15 protein-coding genes and 1 pseudogene are annotated in these 17404 nt (G+C 67.2%); 11 read left to right on the top strand and 5 right to left on the bottom strand.

The genetic code is table 11. The features are described from left to right. The 3 genes and pseudogenes from sucA to lpdA all read left to right on the top strand — a co-directional run. Positions 1–1405: pseudogene (sucA, locus tag ACTHJR_RS19805) on the top strand (2-oxoglutarate dehydrogenase E1 component); the annotation flags it as partial. An 89-nt stretch (positions 1406–1494) separates the two neighbouring features. Beyond that, positions 1495–2739 carry a 2-oxoglutarate dehydrogenase complex dihydrolipoyllysine-residue succinyltransferase gene (gene odhB, locus ACTHJR_RS19810; protein ID WP_440525146.1) on the top strand — a complete coding sequence of 415 codons (1245 nt, stop codon included), beginning with the start codon at positions 1495–1497 and terminating at the stop codon, positions 2737–2739. 105 nt (positions 2740–2844) lie between these two features. Beyond that, complete coding sequence (gene lpdA / locus ACTHJR_RS19815; protein ID WP_440525147.1) at positions 2845–4236, top strand: dihydrolipoyl dehydrogenase; 1392 nt, start codon at positions 2845–2847, stop codon at positions 4234–4236. Positions 4237–4352: 116 nt separating this feature from the next. Here lpdA and ACTHJR_RS19820 read toward each other — a convergent pair whose 3' ends face one another. The 5 genes from ACTHJR_RS19820 to ACTHJR_RS19840 form a co-directional block, all read right to left on the bottom strand. Beyond that, complete coding sequence (locus tag ACTHJR_RS19820; protein ID WP_440525148.1) at positions 4353–4616, bottom strand: GCG_CRPN prefix-to-repeats domain-containing protein; 264 nt, start codon at positions 4614–4616, stop codon at positions 4353–4355. A gap of 111 nt (positions 4617–4727) precedes the next feature. Next, complete coding sequence (locus ACTHJR_RS19825; protein WP_440525149.1) at positions 4728–5360, bottom strand: M23 family metallopeptidase; 633 nt, start codon at positions 5358–5360, stop codon at positions 4728–4730. Positions 5361–5412: 52 nt separating this feature from the next. Further along, positions 5413–5886, bottom strand: a complete 474-nt coding sequence (locus ACTHJR_RS19830) for a GFA family protein (RefSeq protein WP_440525150.1) — start codon at positions 5884–5886, stop codon at positions 5413–5415. A gap of 1 nt (position 5887) precedes the next feature. After that, complete coding sequence (locus tag ACTHJR_RS19835) at positions 5888–7342, bottom strand: hypothetical protein (protein ID WP_440525151.1); 1455 nt, start codon at positions 7340–7342, stop codon at positions 5888–5890. 165 nt (positions 7343–7507) lie between these two features. Further along, positions 7508–8272 (bottom strand): DUF2171 domain-containing protein, encoded by a 765-nt coding sequence (locus ACTHJR_RS19840; RefSeq protein ID WP_440525152.1) that lies wholly within the window; start codon positions 8270–8272, stop codon positions 7508–7510. A gap of 218 nt (positions 8273–8490) precedes the next feature. Between ACTHJR_RS19840 and ACTHJR_RS19845 the strand changes: the two genes are divergently transcribed. The 8 genes from ACTHJR_RS19845 to ACTHJR_RS19880 all read left to right on the top strand — a co-directional run bounded on the left by ACTHJR_RS19845 (position 8491) and on the right by ACTHJR_RS19880 (position 17237). Next, positions 8491–9597, top strand: coding sequence for an ABC transporter ATP-binding protein (locus ACTHJR_RS19845; protein ID WP_440525153.1), 1107 nt, complete (start codon positions 8491–8493; stop codon positions 9595–9597). Between the two features lie 108 nt (positions 9598–9705). Continuing rightward, complete coding sequence (locus tag ACTHJR_RS19850; protein ID WP_440525154.1) at positions 9706–10713, top strand: LacI family DNA-binding transcriptional regulator; 1008 nt, start codon at positions 9706–9708, stop codon at positions 10711–10713. Then, complete coding sequence (locus tag ACTHJR_RS19855) at positions 10706–12163, top strand: glucoamylase family protein (protein WP_440525155.1); 1458 nt, start codon at positions 10706–10708, stop codon at positions 12161–12163. The genes ACTHJR_RS19850 and ACTHJR_RS19855 overlap by 8 nt, the downstream gene beginning before the upstream one ends. Beyond that, the gene (locus ACTHJR_RS19860) at positions 12160–13425 is read left to right on the top strand and encodes a sugar ABC transporter substrate-binding protein (RefSeq protein WP_440525156.1); all 1266 of its coding nucleotides are present in this window, start codon (positions 12160–12162) and stop codon (positions 13423–13425) included. The genes ACTHJR_RS19855 and ACTHJR_RS19860 overlap by 4 nt, the downstream gene beginning before the upstream one ends. Next, entirely contained in the window at positions 13422–14297 is an 876-nt protein-coding gene (locus tag ACTHJR_RS19865; RefSeq protein WP_440525157.1) for a carbohydrate ABC transporter permease, read from the top strand. The genes ACTHJR_RS19860 and ACTHJR_RS19865 overlap by 4 nt, the downstream gene beginning before the upstream one ends. Then, a complete protein-coding gene (locus ACTHJR_RS19870; protein WP_440525158.1) occupies positions 14294–15109 on the top strand; it encodes a carbohydrate ABC transporter permease in 816 nt (271 codons plus the stop codon). The genes ACTHJR_RS19865 and ACTHJR_RS19870 overlap by 4 nt, the downstream gene beginning before the upstream one ends. A gap of 8 nt (positions 15110–15117) precedes the next feature. After that, positions 15118–15897, top strand: coding sequence for a prolyl oligopeptidase family serine peptidase (locus tag ACTHJR_RS19875; protein ID WP_440525159.1), 780 nt, complete (start codon positions 15118–15120; stop codon positions 15895–15897). After that, a complete protein-coding gene (locus ACTHJR_RS19880) occupies positions 15894–17237 on the top strand; it encodes a GH1 family beta-glucosidase (protein ID WP_440525160.1) in 1344 nt (447 codons plus the stop codon). The genes ACTHJR_RS19875 and ACTHJR_RS19880 overlap by 4 nt, the downstream gene beginning before the upstream one ends. Positions 17238–17404: the final 167 nt, after the last annotated feature.

The raw sequence follows: 17404 nt of genomic DNA on the forward strand, positions 1-17404 counted from the left end.
CTATGGCAAGCGCCTGATCGCCGAAGGCGTGGTCGACCAGGCGTGGATCGACACCATCACCCATCAGTTCGACACGTTGCTCGAAGGCGAGTTCGAGGCGGGCGCGTCGTACAAGGCGAACAAGGCCGATTGGTTCGCTGGCCGCTGGTCGGGGCTGCACGCGCCGGCCGATGCCGAGACCGCACGCCGCAACGTCGAGACCGGGATCGAGCGCAAGTTGTTCGACAGCCTGGGCCGCACGCTGACCAATGTCCCCGACGATCTGACCGTCCACAAGGCGCTCAATCGCGTGATCGACGCCAAGCGCGAGATGTTCAAATCGGGCGAGAATTTCGACTGGGCGACCGGCGAAGCGCTCGCCTTCGGTTCGCTGCTGTCGGAAGGCTATGGCGTCCGCCTGTCGGGCCAGGATTCGGGCCGCGGCACCTTCTCGCAGCGTCACGCTGTCTGGGTCGACCAGAATGACGAGCACAAATATGTGCCGCTGTGGAATGTCGAGCATGGCGATTTCGAAGTGCTCGACTCGCCGCTCAGCGAATATGGCGTGCTCGGTTTCGAATACGGCTATGCGCTGGCCGACCCCAAGACTTTGGTGATCTGGGAAGCGCAGTTCGGCGACTTCGCCAATGGCGCGCAGATCATGATCGACCAGTTCATCGCCGCGGGCGAAGCCAAATGGCTGCGTGCCAACGGCCTGGTGATGATGCTGCCGCACGGCTACGAAGGCCAGGGGCCCGAGCACAGCTCGGCGCGCCCCGAGCGCTTCCTCCAGCTCTGTGCCGGCGATAACATGCAGGTCGCCAATTGCACCACGCCGGCCAACCTGTTCCACCTGCTGCGCCGCCAGATGCACCGATCGTTCCGCAAGCCGCTGGTGATCTTCACCCCAAAGTCGCTGCTGCGCCACAAGCGCGCGGTGTCGAAGGCCGACGACTTCTTGGGCGATAGCCATTTCCGGCGACTGCTGTCAGATCCCGACGGAGCGGCGGACGCGGCGACCAAGCGGCTGGTCTTGTGCTCGGGCAAGGTCGCCTATGACCTGTTCGAGGCGCGCGACGCGGCGGGCGACAGCGACACCCAGATCGTACGCGTCGAGCAGCTCTATCCCTTCCCGGGCGATCCGCTGGCCGAGCGCGTCCGCAAGATGCCCAATCTCGAAGAGGTGGTCTGGGCGCAGGAGGAACCGCGCAACAACGGTTACTGGTTCTTCGTCGAGCCGCTGATCGAGGAAGCGCTGGCCGCCGCCAAATGCAAGGTCAAGCGTGCGCGCTATGCCGGCCGCGCCGCCGCGGCGTCGCCGGCCACCGGGCTCGCCAAGCGTCACCAGATGGAACAGGCCGCGCTCGTCGCCGACGCGCTCGGCCACAATGTCCGCGAAGAAATCCGCCGTACGCGGAAGAGCTAATTCGCCCGTCGCCCCGGCCAAGGCCAGGGTTCCGAGCGGCAGGTATCAAATCATGAGATCCCGCATTTCGCCGGGATGACGAGGTGAAGATGGCAACCGAAGTCAACGTGCCCGTGCTGGGGGAATCGATCGTCGAGGCGACCGTCGGCGAATGGCTGAAACAGCCGGGCGATCCGGTGAAGCAGGACGAGCCGATCGTCAGCCTGGAGACCGACAAGGTCGCGGTCGAAGTACCGTCGCCGGTCGCCGGCGTGATGGGCCAGCATGCGGTCGCGGTCGGCGACAATGTCGCGGTCGGCGCGCTGCTGGCGACGATCGAGGAAGGCGGTGCCGACGCGGCTGCCCCTGCTCCCGCACCGGCTCCGGCCGCCGCGGCTCCCGCTCCGGCGCCCTCGCCAGCCGCAGCCGCCGGCCAGCAGGCCCCCGCCTCGGGTGACGCCCCCGCCGCGCTCAGCCCCTCGGTGCGCCGCGCGGTGCTCGAAACCGGCGTCGACCCGGCCACGGTCCGTGGCACCGGCAAGGACGGCCGCCTGACCAAGGACGATGTCCTCGCCGCCGCCGCGACTCCGGTCGCTCCCGCGCCGGCCCCGGCCGCCGCGCCGGTCCAGACCCCGTCGGTCGCCGCCTCGACCGGCCGCAAGGAAGAGCGCGTGCGGATGACACGCCTGCGCCAGACCGTCGCCAAGCGCCTCAAGGACGCGCAGAACACCGCGGCGATGCTGACGACGTTCAACGACGTCGACATGTCGGCGGTGATCGAGGCGCGGACCAAGTACAAGGACCTGTTCGAGAAGAAGCACGGCGTCCGGCTAGGCTTCATGGGCTTCTTCGTGAAGGCCGCGTGCATGGCGCTGAAGGACGTACCCGCGGTCAACGCGCAGATCGACGGTGAGGAGATCGTCTATCACGATTATGCCGACATCTCGGTCGCCGTCTCGGCGCCGCAAGGCCTGGTCGTCCCGGTGATCCGCGACGCCGACCAATTGTCGGTCGCCGGCATCGAGAAGACGATCGGCGATTTCGGCAAGCGCGCCAAGGACGGCACGCTCAAGATGGAGGAGATGAAGGGCGGTACCTTCACCATCTCCAATGGCGGCGTGTTCGGCTCGCTGATGTCGACCCCGATCATCAACCCGCCGCAGTCGGCGGTGCTCGGCCTCCACCGCATCGAGGACCGCCCGGTGGTCCGCGACGGCCAGGTCGTGGTGCGCCCGATGATGTACCTCGCGCTCAGCTACGATCACCGCCTGATCGACGGCCGCGAGGCGGTGACCTTCCTGGTCGCGCTCAAGAACGCGATCGAGGACCCGACGCGCATTCTGATCGACCTGTAACTATATATCCGTCACCCCAGCGAACGCTGGGGTCTCGTGCCGCCAGCGCCTGTCGCCAGCCGCATGAGATGCCAGCTTTCGCTGGCATGACGATTGGAGGCTTGAATGGCTGACTATGATTTCGACGTCCTGGTGATCGGTGCCGGCCCCGGCGGTTATGTCGCGGCGATCCGCGCGGCGCAGCTCGGGCTCAAGACCGGTTGCGTGGAAAGCCGCGAAACGCTGGGCGGCACCTGCCTCAACGTCGGCTGCATCCCGTCCAAGGCGATGCTGCACGCGAGCGAGTTCTACGACCACGCCGCCAACGGCATGATGGCCAAGATGGGCATCAAGGTCACGCCCGAACTCGACCTCGACACGATGCACGGCCAGCGCAAGGACGCGGTCAAGCAGCTGACCGGCGGCATCGAATTCCTGTTCAAGAAGAACAAGGTCGAGTGGCTCAAAGGCCATGCCGCCTTCACCGGTACTGACACCGTCCAGGTCGGCGACCGCAGCGTGCGCGCGAAGAACATCGTCATCGCGACCGGATCGTCGGTCACCCCGCTGCCGGGTGTCGAGATCGACGAAAAGATGGTCGTGTCGTCGACCGGCGCGCTCGAACTGCCCAAGGTCCCCGACCATCTGGTCGTGATCGGCGGCGGCGTCATCGGGCTCGAGCTCGGCAGCGTGTGGCGGCGGCTCGGCGCCAAGGTCACAGTCGTGGAGTTCCTCGACCAGATCCTGCCCGGCTTCGACGGCGAGGTCCGCAAGGAATCGAACAAGATCCTCAAGAAGCAGGGTCTCGAGTTCAAGCTGTCGACCAAGGTCACCGGCGTGAGGGTCAAGGGCGGCAAGGCGACGATCACGGTCGAACCGGCCAAGGGCGGCGATGCCGAGACGATCGAGGCCGATGCCGTGCTCGTGTCGATCGGCCGCAAGCCCAACACCGACGGCCTCGCGCTCGACAAGGCGGGTCTCGCGACCAACCAGCGCGGCCAGATCGAGATCGACCACGATTTCCGCACCTCGGTCCCCGGCATCTGGGCGATCGGTGACGTGGTTCCCGGCCCGATGCTCGCGCACAAGGCCGAGGATGAAGGCATCGCGGTGGCGGAGAACATTGCCGGCCAGCACGGCATCGTGAACCACGACGTGATCCCGTCGGTGGTCTACACCTGGCCCGAAATCGCCGGCGTCGGGCTGACCGAGGAAGCCGCCAAGGAGCGCGGCGAGGTGAGGGTCGGCAAGTTCCCGATGCTCGCCAATTCGCGCGCCAAGACCAATCACGAACCCGACGGCTTCGTGAAGGTGATCGCGGACGCCAAGACCGACCGCGTGCTGGGCATATGGTGCATCGCCAGCGTCGCGGGCACGATGATCGCCCAGGCCGCGCAGGCGATGGAGTTCGGCGCGACGTCGGAGGACATCGCCTATACCTGCCACGCGCACCCGACGCACAGCGAAGCGATCAAGGAAGCGGCGATGGCGGTGACGGGCAAACCCATCCACATCTGAGCCGGCCAGGATTTAGCGCCAGCTAAATCCGCGCGAACTACGGCTCAGATCGGACGGCGGCGCCCGAGCGCCGACCGACGGCGCGGCTTTGCCGCGTCGTCGGCCGAGATCATCGATTACCGATAGCGCCAGCCGTTATTGTACCGATAACGGTGCTGCCAGTAGCGGCGGCCGTCCCAATAGCCGCGGCCATGATAGTAATTGCCGATGACGAGGCGGACTTCCGGCCCGCGCCGATCCCAATTGGGCCCGCGATTGGGCACGCAGCGATCGTGCCAGCCGCGATGCCAGCCGCGGCCGCATCCTTCGCGCGCCATGGCGGGGGTAGCAACCGCGAGCATCGTGCCGGCGGCGGCCAAAGCCAAAATCATCTTACGCATGGTGACCTCTCACTTCTTGTTACACGACCGGTCGCGCGATGAACGCCGCCGGACATGCCATTAACGCGCGAAATCGGATTTCCCTCCGATCACGCGGCAAGTGAAACGATCTTATTTGGCGTCGGTTGCGGCGAGCGCGCGCAGATCCCAGCGGATTTGAAGCGGCACGAGATCCTTTTGTCGCCATGCGCCGACATGAACGTGCGGGTTGCGCGCCATGCCGTTATTGCCATCGACCGCGATCACCTGGCCCGCCGCCACGCGGTCGCCCGCCTTTACCCGAAAGTCGGTCAGATGCGCGAGCACGACGACGATTCCGTTGTCGGTCAAGATGCGGATCTGCCCGGCGGGCGGCGGGCCCATCGTGCCGGGCACGTTGCTTTCGGGCTTGGCGAGCAGCCCGAGCACCGTTCCCGCGACCGGCGCGAGCACTTCGGCGTGCCAGCCGTACCAATCCTCATTCGCCTTGCCGTCCGTGCGGTAGAATTTCATGTAGCCTGACGCCCCGGCAACACCGCCGGTGACCAGGCAATCGCTACCCAGCGCGTCGCCGGCATAATTCAGTTCGCCCATCGGATGCGGCGCGCACATGAAGCGCTGGCGAAAAATGGGGCCGAGCATGACCTGCTCGATCGGGCCGAAGACCGGCGCCGCCTTGGGCGGCGGGCCGAGCCGCGGCGGCAAGGGAGCGGGTTGCGCGGTAGCGGCTTGGCCCAACAACAACAAAGGCAGGAACGGCAGCATTGTCTTTCCTCGACGATCGATGTCCGCCCGCGATATCACGGCAAGGCGGCAATCAGCCAGCGAGCATCGCCGTCCAGCGCGATCGGGCTTCGGGCGTCCAGACCTCGTCCGCACGGGCATAGAATCCCTCGTAGCTCCGGACCCCCGGCGGAAGAGTCACCCAGGGCAATTTCGATCGTGTGTAGATATGTACGTCGGGCGGCAGCCGCGCAGGGTCATCCAGCGTGCCGACGCGGACGAAGGCCGACTTGCGCCCCGATCCGGCATAGTGACTCCAGAGCGCAACATGGCAAGTCGGGCAGCGCACGATCTCCTGTCCCTTGCCGCTTTCGGACGGCGTCATCACTGGCTCGGGTGCGCCGGACAACAACGCGACCCGCTCCGCCTCGATCACCGCGTTGATCACGAACGCGCTGCCGGTTTCGGTCTGGCAATTCGTGCAATGACAGCAGTGAACGATCATCGGCGCGCTCGCGAGACGATAGCGGACCGCGCCGCACGCGCATCCTCCCTCCAACCCCGCCATCTCAGCGATCCTTGCCCTTCCCAACCGGTCTCGGCGGAGCGTCGGACCGTACCCGCGGCGTCGACGGCACGCGCGGCGCGACGGGTGCAGGCGCGGGACGGGATACCGGCGTCGGGACGGCGGCGCGGATTGCCGGCGGCGGAGGCGGTGAAATTCTAACCGGCGGAGGCGGCGGCGCCGGCGTCCGCACGCGCGGCGGCATGAACGCCGGTTCGCGCCTGGGCGCCACGACGACAGGCGGTGGCAATGGCGCCGACGGGGCTCGCGGCGACGATGCCGGCGCTTCGGAAGCCAGCGGTGGCGTATCGCGGCCGACATCGTTCTTGACGACGGGCGGGGTACCGGCGGCGGGATCGCGCGGTCTGACGCGGAAGGGACGATCGGGTCGGCCGTCCCCACGCCCCGGCGGCGGAGCGACCGCGAGCGGCGGCGGCGCGGGCGGCAGGGCAACAGGCCCCGGAACCGGAGCGGGCGTCGTCGGGGGCGCCGGTTCCCGCGTGACGCGCGGCGGTCGGGTGTCGCGCGGCATCGGCTGTCCGGGTTGGCCGGTCAGCGGCGGACGCGGTCCGCGGCCAGGTCCTGGCCGAGCATCGCCCGGCCGCAGCCCGGGCGGGATGAGGCCGGGCGTCGGCGGCGCCACCGGACGAGGTCGCACGATCCCCCCCGGCTTTCCGTCCCGGTCCCGCGAATCGCCTGGGCGTCCGTCCGGCCTGGTCTTCCAGCCGCCATCGTTTCGCGGCGCGCTGCCGCGATAGCCGTCGCGCCGCCACCGGTCGAACCACTCGGCGCGGCGGTGGCGCCGGACGCCCTCGTCATCGAGTTTCTTGTGCCAGTCGCGATGATGCTGGCCATGCGGCCGGTGCCGATAGCGAATCCAGCCGGACTGATGGCGCCAAGTATCGAACCTGATGACGAGACCGCCGAACCATCCGACTCCGTCCGCCCAATCGGGCGCGATCACCGGCTCGCGATTCGCCAGCGCCGATCTCATCCGCGCGCCACGATCGGACAGCCACTTCGCCCCGGCCGCGATGTCGTCTGATGGGCGCCACGCGACAAGCGCGCCGTCCGCGCCATAGACCGCGGCCAGCCCCCGCCCTTCGAATCCGTAAGCGTAATAGTCGTCGCCGACGAAGAAGGGACGATCGTCCCCCGGCCCGAACACGTAGAAGCGATAATCGTCACCCAGCGGTTCGGCCAGTACGAGATACCCGTCGCTCATCGACCACGCCCAGCAATCCACGCCTTCGAAGCGAAACCCGTAATCGGGCGGAGATGTCCCCATCGCATCGAGCAACGCGTCGGCATCGTCGAGATAGCGATAGAGCGCCGGGTCCTGCGGCGCGGCAAGGGGTGCAGCCTCCTCTTGCGCTACGGCGGCGGGTGGCGTCCCAATCCCGGCCAGCAATGCGACGATCGCGCCGGTCGTCGAGCCCATCCATCTCCATCGTTTCATCGTCCGCCCCCATCTCGTGGTTCGCGGACGCGATCATTTCACATCGGCAATGAACCCGGCCTGTCGGTGCCGTTCATCACCGGTTGGCAAACGGATCGTTCCCGCCACGCGGTTTCACCACAGCGTGCCGCAACCGGACGGGGAGTCAATCGCCGGACGGTCCGGTCATTTGGCGAGCACGACCATGTCGACCCCCGACCGGATCGCATGGGTCCGCTCGCGCGACGGCCCGGCCGCGATGCGATAGGGCGCGACGCCGCGCGCGATCAGCTCGGCGCGGACCGCCATCGCCCGGCGCAGGGCGAGCGCACCGCCCTCGGCCGCCGCGGCCAGCTTGATCTTGGTGTTGAGGTGCGTGGTCATCACGCCGGCAATCGCGTCGACCGCCTTGATCGCCGCGCCGTCGAGCGAATCGGAGCCCGGGGCGAAATCGACCGTGTCGAGCGAAAAGCGCTGCGGCACGGGATCGTCTGAATTGAGGAACTCGGCCACGGTGGCGGCCTTGGCGAGCGGAACCTCGGGAGCCGGCGTCGCGATGGGCAAGGGTGTCGGGGGCGCCGCGACCATGACGGGCTTGGGCGACAGGACCGTGCTGGGCGCCACGGCCGGCGGCGCAGCCGGTTTGCCGCGCAGGAACACCGTCGCTCCTCCATACAGCAATCCGACCGCTGCGATCCCGACGCCGCCCCACAACAGCGGCCCGACCGAGCGGCGAGATTGCCGGGCGGACTGGCTGGTGGTCGCGCTGGGCGGGCGCGCATCGGCGGCGGGGCAATCGAGCGTCACGCGATCGCTGACGCTCGCCACCCAGGCGAGCGGAATGAAATGCTGATCGGCGTCGGAGACACCGGTACGCTTCAGGACGATGCGCACGCCCGAAACGCGCTCGACCGTACCAACCAGTCCGCCGTCCGACCCGAAGATCGGCATATCCGGGATAATCGCTGGGCGGCTGGCCAGGATGAAACTCCGCGATGAGCGCTGATCGATCCGTTTTGGCGGCATCACCGCGCGAAAGCAACCGGCGCCCTCCCCGTTTCGCGCGTCCGGCACGCCGATCGGCGCTCGCCCGCGAGGCATTGCCGCCACCGTTCGTGCGCCCTAGGCTTGGGCAAAGCCGGCGTGACTGGCGGGCAGGAGAGTGGGCGATGGCGACGGTGCGCCTGACACGAGCGACCAAGGCATTCGGGCCGGTCGAGGTCCTGAAGGGGATCGACCTGGCGATCGCCGACGGCGAATTCGTCGTGTTCGTCGGCCCGTCGGGCTGCGGCAAGTCGACCTTGCTCCGCGCCATCGCCGGGCTCGAGACGCTGAGTTCGGGCGACGTCGAGATCGACGGCCGCCGGGTCAACGACGTGCCGCCGTCCGACCGCGGCATCGCCATGGTGTTCCAATCCTACGCCCTCTACCCGCATATGAACGTGCGCGAGAACATGGGCTTCGCGCTCAAGCTGGCAGGACGTCCGAGAGCGGAGATCGCCGCGGCGGTCGACTCCGCGGCGGCCACTCTCGACATCGCGCATTTGCTCGACCGACGCCCGAAGGAGCTTTCGGGCGGGCAGCGCCAGCGCGTCGCGATCGGTCGCGCGATCGTCCGCCAGCCCAAGGTCTTCCTGTTCGACGAGCCGCTGTCCAACCTCGACGCCGCGCTGCGCGTGCGGATGCGCTACGAATTCGCCGGACTGCACCAGGCATTGGGCACGACGATGATCTACGTCACGCACGATCAGGTCGAGGCGATGACGCTGGCCGATCGCATCGTCGTCCTGAACGGCGGGGTGATCGAGCAGGTCGGGACACCCGACGAATTGTACGAGACGCCCGATACGATCTTCGTCGCGGGGTTCATCGGATCGCCGACGATGAATCTGGTTTCCGCGACTTATGCCGGTCCTGGGGAGAAGGGCGCGATCGTCCGGCTCGGCGGCGGACAGCAGATCGAAACCACGATTGCGGCGGAATCGCTGTCGCCTGGCGCGCCGGTCACGTTGGGAGTACGCCCCGAGCAAGTGACGAGCGACGGTGCCGCCAACCGATTGACGGGAATGGTGCGCATGGTCGAATCGCTCGGCGCGGTGCATCACGTCCACTTGGCGATCGATGGCCTGAGCGAACCCTTGGTCGTCTCGATGCCGACGCGGCCGCTCGCCGAAACCCCGACCGTCGCGCTGCCGCCCGAGGCGCTCCATCTGTTCGATGACCAGGGCCGCGCGCTGCCGCGCCCCGTCGCACCGCTTCCGCGCGTTGCCGCCTAGACCCGATCCGGGCCTAAAAAGCCGCTTGGCGCAGCAACCCTAAGCGGCTTAGAAAGGCGCATGGAAACGGTTACACACTCCGCGAGCGGGCGGATGGGGGAGGAAATCATGTCGACCGTCACCATTCGCGATGTCGCCCGCCACGCCGCCGTCTCGGTCGCCTCTGCCAGCCGCGCGCTCAACAACCACGCCAGCGTCACGCCGGCGACGCGTCAGCGCGTGCTGGAAGCCGCGCGCGAGCTCGATTACGTCCCCCACCTCGGCGCGCGCAGCCTGTCACGCGGGCGATCGAACACCATCGGCGTGGTGTTGCCCGACCTGTTCGGCGAGTTCTTCTCCGAGATCATTCGCGGCATCGACCGCGCCGCGCATCGCCGCGGGCTGCAATTGCTGCTGTCGAACATGCATGGCAGCGCCGAGGAGACCGAGCTGGCGATCCGTGCGATGCGCGGCCGGGTCGACGGCCTGCTGGTTATGTCGCCGCAGGTCGACGCGGAATTCCTGGGGCGCAATCTGCCCAAGGGGTTGCCGGCGATCGTCATGAACGCCGCGGCGAGCGACGGTACGCACCCGACCATCGCGATCGACAATCTCGCCGGCGCGCGCGAAGCCGTCGCGCATCTCGTCGCCCAGGGTTGCACGCGGATCGCGCATCTGACCGGCCCCCGGGGCAATGCCGACGCCGACGCGCGCCGCGCCGGGTTCCGCGCGGCGGTGCTCGACCTGCTCGGGCCGGATGCCGGGGTCGAGATCGAGGGCGATTTCAGCGAAGCCTCGGGAATCGACGCGGCACGGCGCATCCTCGGTGAACGGCCGCGCATCGACGGCGTGTTCGCGGCCAACGACATGATGGCGGTCGCGTGCATGGCGACGCTGGCGGAAAATGGGGTGCGTGCACCTGACGATGTCGCGATCATCGGCTTCGACGGTGTGCCGATCGCGCAATATGTCACCCCGGCGCTGTCGACCATGACGCTCAATCTTGCCGAGTTGGGCGAGCGTGCGCTCGACAAGCTGGTCGCGATCAGTGAGGCGGACGCGATCGAGGCGACCACCGAGATGCTCAAGCCGGAGCTCGTCGTCCGCGCGTCGAGCCGCCGTCGCCGGGATGCTTGACCGGCGTCAGTTGCTGTTCGCCGGGACTGCCGCCTTGCTAGGTGGCTGTTCCGCCGGCGGCATGAGCGGCGCGCCGTCGAACGCGGCGCCGCCCCCTTCGCCCAGCCCGACGCCTGGCCCGATCGCCACCGCCGACCTCTTCACCGACATCCAGCAGCGGACCTTCCGCTTCTTCTGGGAACGGTCGAATCCGGCCAACGGCTTGATGCCCGACCGCTGGCCGACGCCGAGCTTCGCGAGCATCGCCGCGACCGGTTTCGCGCTCACCGTGTACCCGATCGGCGTGAAGAATGGCTGGATCACCCGCGACCAGGCGCGCGACCGCACATTGGCGGCATTGCGCTTCTTCTGGACCGCGCCGCAGGGCGACGCCCCGACCGGCACGGCGGGCTACAAGGGCTTCTTCTATCACTTCCTCGATAAGGACAGCGGCCTCCGGTACCGGCAGAACGAACTTTCCTCGGTCGACACCAGCTGGCTGCTCGCCGGCATGCTATTCGCGGGTCAATTCTATGACCGGCCCGAAGAGGCCGAGATCCGCGACCTCTCGGCCAAGATCTACGCACGCTGCGACTGGCGCTGGTTCCAGCAGCAGGATGCGCAGAAGCGCGTGTCGATGGGCTGGCATCCCGAGAGCGGGTTCATCGCGCGGCCGTGGTTCGGCTATACCGAGGGGCAGATCGTCTACATCCTCGCGCTCGGGGCGCCCGATCTCCATCTCGACAAGGACGCCTATGACGGGTGGTGCTCGACCTATCCCGACAGCTGGCGCGGCAGCGGGGCGACGCGTCACCTCGGCTTCGGGCCGCATTTCGGGCACCAATGGACGCAATGCTGGCTAGACATGCGCGGCATCCGTGACGCGACGATGCGCGATGCCGGGTTCGATTATTTCGAGAACAGCCGCCGCGCGACCTATTGGCAGCGCGACTATGCGACGCGGAATCCGGGCAAATGGGTCGGCTATGCGCAGGACATCTGGGGGCTGACCGCGTGCGACGGGCCCGGCGGCGGCCAGGGGATCGTCAACGGCACCGAGCGCCAGTTCAACGGCTATTCGGCGCGCGGGCCGGTCGATCTGCCCGACGGATATGATGACGGCACGATCGCGCCGACCGCGGCGATCGCCTCGCTGCCCTTCGCGCCCGAGATCGTCGAGCCCGCGGCCCAGGCGCTCCATGCCCGCTACGGCAGCGCGATCTACGGTCAGTACGGCTTTCTCGACGCCTTCAACCCGAGCTTCACCTTCGCCGACCAGCCGCACGATCATGGCACGATCAGCGCGACCGCGGGCTGGGTCGACAGCGATTATCTCGGCATCGACCAGGGCCCGATCGTGGCGATGATCGAGAATCATCGCAGCGGGCTGGTGTGGGAAACCATGCGGTCGCATCCGGCGATCCGGCGCGGCCTGACCCGCGCGGGCTTTACCGGCGGCTGGCTCGGGTGAAGCGCGTCCTTATCCTCGTTCTGGCCGCGATGGCGCTGGGCTCGTGTTCGCCGCCCTCTTCCGGGACCGTGCTCGAAGTCTGGGCGATGGGCCGCGAGGGCGAGGTGATCGGCGACCTCGTTCCCGAATTCGAACGCGAGAATCCGGGCGTCAAGGTGCGCATCCAGCAATTGCCGTTCACCGCCGCGCACGAAAAGCTGCTCACGGCGTTCGTCGGCGACGCGATGCCCGACATGGCACAGCTCGGGAATAGCTGGGTGCCCGAATTCGCGGCGCTGGGCGCGATCGAGCCGCTCGACGCCCGCGTCGCGGCGACACCGGCGCTCCCCAAGGCGGATTATTATCCCGGCATCTGGGACTCCAACCTGGTCGACGGCAAGCTCTACGGCGTGCCTTGGTATGTCGATACGCGGTTGCTCTTCTATCGCCGCGACATCCTCAAGCGCGCCGGGTTCGACCATCCGCCGCGCACCTGGGCCGAGTGGCGGCAACAGATGGTCGCGATCAAGAAACTGGTCGGGCCGGGCAAATACGCCGCCTATTTCCCGCTCAACGAATATGAGCCGCTCGAAATCCTCGGGCTGCAGGCACCCGAGCCGATGGTGACCGACGACGCCCGCGGCAATTTCAGCAGCGCGGGGTTCAGGAAATCCCTCGCTTTCTATCTCGGCACGATGCGCGACGGGCTCGCCCCGGTCACCGCGAGCACCGAAGTCGCCAATGTCTGGGACGAGTTCGATCGCGGCTGGTTCAGCTTCTACATCACCGGTCCGTGGCAGATCGGCGAATTCAAACGCCGCCTGCCGCCCGAACACCAAGGCGAATGGATGACCGCGCCGATGCCCGGTCCCGACGGTCCCGGCGTGTCGAACGCCGGGGGGTCGAGCCTGGTGCTGTTCAAATCCTCGCCGCACAAGGACGCGGCGTGGAAGCTGGTCCAGTTCCTGTCGCGTCCCGACATTCAGGAACGCTTCCACGCGCTGACCGGCGACCTGCCGCCGCGGATCAGCGTGTGCAAGACTCCCGCGCTGGCCAACGACCCTTATGCCAAGGCGTTCGGCGAGCAGATGACGCGGCTGCGCGCCACGCCCAAGGTACCCGAATGGGAGCGGATCGCGACCGACCTCAAGCTGGTGGCGGAAAAGGCCGCGCATGGCCAACTGACCGTCGACCAGACCGTCGCCGAGCTCGACAAGCGCACTGATGAGACGCTGGCCAAAAGGCGGTGGATCCTGGCACGGCGAAAGGAGGCGCGGTCGTGAACCAGGAGCGCGCCGCCTGGGGATTCGTCGCGCCCGCGTTGCTAGCGCTCGGATTCTTCTTTTTCCTGCCCGTCGCTGCGGCACTGATCCTGAGCTTCACCGATTTCGACATCTATGCGGTGGCCGATCTCGGCAATCTGCGCTTCGTCGGGCTCGACAATTACATCCACCTGCTCGAGACGCCGTTGTTCTGGAAAGCGCTCGGCAACACCGCCTGGTTCGTCGTGCTCGGCGTGCCGCTGTCGATCATGATGTCGCTCGCCGCGGCTCTGCTGCTCGACAGCAGGCTCGCGCGATTCAAGGGCTTCTTCCGCACCGTCTATTTCGCGCCGGTGGTGACCACGCTGGTCGCGGTGGCGGTGATCTGGCGCTATCTGCTCCATACCAAATACGGCCTGGTCAATTGGGCGCTGGGCGGGATCGGCATCGGGCCGATCGACTGGCTGGGCAATCCGCATTGGTCGATGCCGGCGATCGTGCTGTTCGCGGTGTGGAAGAATTTCGGCTACAACATGATCATCATCCTCGCCGGGCTGCAGACCATTCCCGAGGAGCTGCACGAGGCCGCGCGGATCGACGGCGCGAGCGCGTTCCAGCGCCTCCGCCACGTCACCCTGCCGGGGCTCGCGCCGGTGCTGCTGGTCGTCTCGATCCTGACCATGGCCGGCTATTTCCAATTGTTCGCCGAGCCCTATGTCATGACCCAGGGCGGGCCGGTCGAGAGCACCGTCTCGATCCTCTATTTCATGTACGAACAGGGCTTCCGCTGGTGGAATCTCGGCTTCGCCAGCGCCATCGCGTTCGTATTGTTCGTCATCATGTTCGCGCTGACCCTGGTCCAGCTCCGGGTCAGCGAGCGGTGGACGCAATGAAGCGCGGCGGCTTCCTTCTCAACCTCGCGCTATGGCTGGTCGCCTTGTTCGCGCTGGCGCCGCTCTTTTGGATGGTCTCGGTCAGCTTCATGACCCCCGGCGAGGCATCGTCCTTCCCGCCGCCGCTGTTCCCCGCGCACCCCACCACCGCCAATTTCGTCACCTTGTTCGCCAGCACCGACATGGCGCGCTACCTTGCCAACAGCCTGGCCCTCGCCTCCTTGGCGACGCTCCTGTCGCTGACCTTCAACGTCATGGCCGGCTACGCCTTCGCCAAGCTCCGCTTCCGCGGACGCGACCGGCTGTTCCGCTTCCTGCTGACAGCGTTGGTCATCCCGGCGCAGGTGGCGATGATTCCCTTGTTCCTGATCTGCAAGTCGCTCGGCATCGTGAACAGTTTCGCGGGCGTGCTGGTACCATCGATCGCCACCGTGTTCGGCATCTTCCTGGTCCGCCAATATGCGCTGTCGATCCCCGACGAGATGCTCGAGGCGGCGCGGATCGACGGCGCCAGCGAAGCCCGCATCTTCCGCTCGATCGTATTGCCGACGCTGAAGCCGATCCTGGCGACGCTGGCGACGTTCAGCTTTCTCGGCTCCTGGTCCGATTTCCTGTGGCCGCTGATCATCCTCAACGACAGTCAGAAGCAGACCCTGCCGGTCGCGCTGGCCAATCTCAGCCGCGAGCACGTCCAGGACGTCGAGCTGATGATGGCAGGAAGCGTGGTGACCCTGTTGCCGGTGCTCGCGCTCTTCCTGCTGCTGCAGCGTTATTACATCACCGGCCTGATGGCGGGGAGCGTGAAGGGATGAGATTGCTCATGGTTCTGGCAGCAGCGGCGAGCCTCGCCGCGACCAAGACGCCGCCCGCGGCGCCGGCCCCGCCCGAAGGCGTCCAGACCGCACAGCCTGCCCCCGCCGGCGGCTATCCGTATCTGATCTTCATGCCCAAGGGCTATTCGGCCGACGCGACGCAGAAATGGCCGCTGGTCATTTTCCTCCATGGCTCGGGCGAACGCGGCACCGATATCGACGTGGTCAAGAAGAACGGCCCACCCAAGATCATCGCGCAGCATGCCGGGTCGCCCTTCATCCTGGTCTCGCCGCAGCTCGAAGCCGGTCCCGACGGCAGCCGCTGGGATAGCGCGAAGCTCGATGCTCTGCTGGTCGATCTGCGCCGGCATTACCGCATCGATCCCAGCCGGATCTACCTGACCGGGCTGAGTCTGGGCGGCTATGCAACCTGGGATTGGGCATTGAAGCGGCCCGATTTGTTCGCCGCGATCGTGCCCGTCGCCGCCAATAGCGAGAACAAGGCCGCCGACCTCTGCGTGCTCAAGGACATGCCGATCTGGGCGTTCCATGGCGACCAGGACGATGTCGTCGATCCGCTGCAGGGCTTCGCGATCGTCAAGGCGGTCGATGCCTGCAAGGGCAGCGTCCGGCCGCGGATGACGATCTATCCGCAAATGACCCACGGATCGTGGGAACCCGCCTATGACGACCCGGCGATGTGGCGCTGGCTGCTCGAGCAGCGCCGCAGCGTTCCCGCGCCGGGCGATACCGACAAGAACAGCAAGAAGAAGGCCGACAAGAAATGACCAATCCCTTCCCCGACGATTTCCTGTGGGGATGCGCCACCGCCGCGTACCAGATCGAGGGCTCGCCGCTCGCCGACGGCGCCGGCGCGTCGATCTGGCAAAGGTTCAGCCACGATCCGCGGCTGATGGCGGCGAAGGGCGCGACCGGCGACGTCGCCTGCGAGCACTACAACCGCATGGCCGACGACGTCGCGCTGATGAAGCGGCTGGGGCTCAAGGCCTATCGCTTCTCGGTCGCCTGGGGCCGGGTGTTGCCCGAAGGGACCGGCCGGGTGAACGACGCCGGCCTCGGTTTCTACGAACGGCTGGTCGACACCCTGCTCGCGAACGATATCGAGCCGCTCTGCACGCTCTATCATTGGGACCTGCCCGTCGCGCTCGACGACCGCGGCGGCTGGCTCAACCGCGATAGCGCCGAATGGTTCGCCGATTACGGCCGCGTCCTGTTCGAGCGGCTCGACGGGCGCGTGAAGAAATGGGTGACGCTCAACGAGCCCTGGGTGGTGACCGACGGCGGCTATCTGCACGGCGCACTGGCGCCGGGCCACCGGAACGTGTTCGAGGCCCCGATCGCCAGCCGCAATCTGATGCGCGCGCATGGCGCCGCGGTGAAGGCGTATCGCGAGGTCGGCCGTCACGAGATCGGCCTGGTGGTCAATCTGGAGCCCAAATATCCGGCGTCGGACTCGCCCGAGGACCTGGCAGCGACGGCGCGTGCGACCGCGTACATGAACCGCCAATATCTCGACCCCGCGATCCATGGCAGCAATCCGGCCGAACTCGCCGACGTGTTCGGCGAAGCCTGGGTCGACTGGTCGGCCGAGGACTTGGCGCTGGCCAGGCAGCCGATCGATTTCGTCGGGGTCAATTACTACACCCGCAACGTCACCAGGGCCGACGACAGCTTCCCGGTCCGCGCCGGCATGGTCGTCCAGCCGCAGGCGACCTACACCACCACCGACTGGGAAGTGTTCGGCCAGGGGCTGACTGATGTACTGTTGTGGGTGAAGGACACTTACGGCGACCCGGCGATCTACATCACCGAGAACGGCGCCGCTTTCTACGACCCGCCGACCGCGTCGCAGGGCCGCGTCGAGGATCCGCTGCGCGTCGCCTATCTGCGCGAGCATATCGCCGCGGTCGGCAAGGCGATCGAGCGCGGGGTGCGGGTCAAGGGCTATATGCTGTGGTCGCTGCTCGACAATCTCGAATGGTCGCTGGGCTATTCGAAACGGTTCGGCATCGTCCACGTCAATTTCGAGACGCTGGAACGCACGCCGAAGGATTCGGCAAAACTGTACAGCGAGGTGATCGCGACCAACGGGGCGTGTTTGGGGTAAGGCAATAAATCCTCCCCGGAACGGGGAGGGGGACCGCTCGGCGTAGCCGAGTGGTGGAGGGGGCCCGCGATCACTTGCCTCATTACTGGTGGTGAGTTGGTCGTGGGGCCCCAACCCCCAGCCCCAGGGCGGCGTTGGCCCCCACCCCCGTCCGGGGGGGATTTATT

This window comes from Sphingomonas sp. (assembly GCF_051962185.1).
Classification (GTDB): Bacteria; Pseudomonadota; Alphaproteobacteria; order Sphingomonadales; family Sphingomonadaceae; genus Sphingomonas.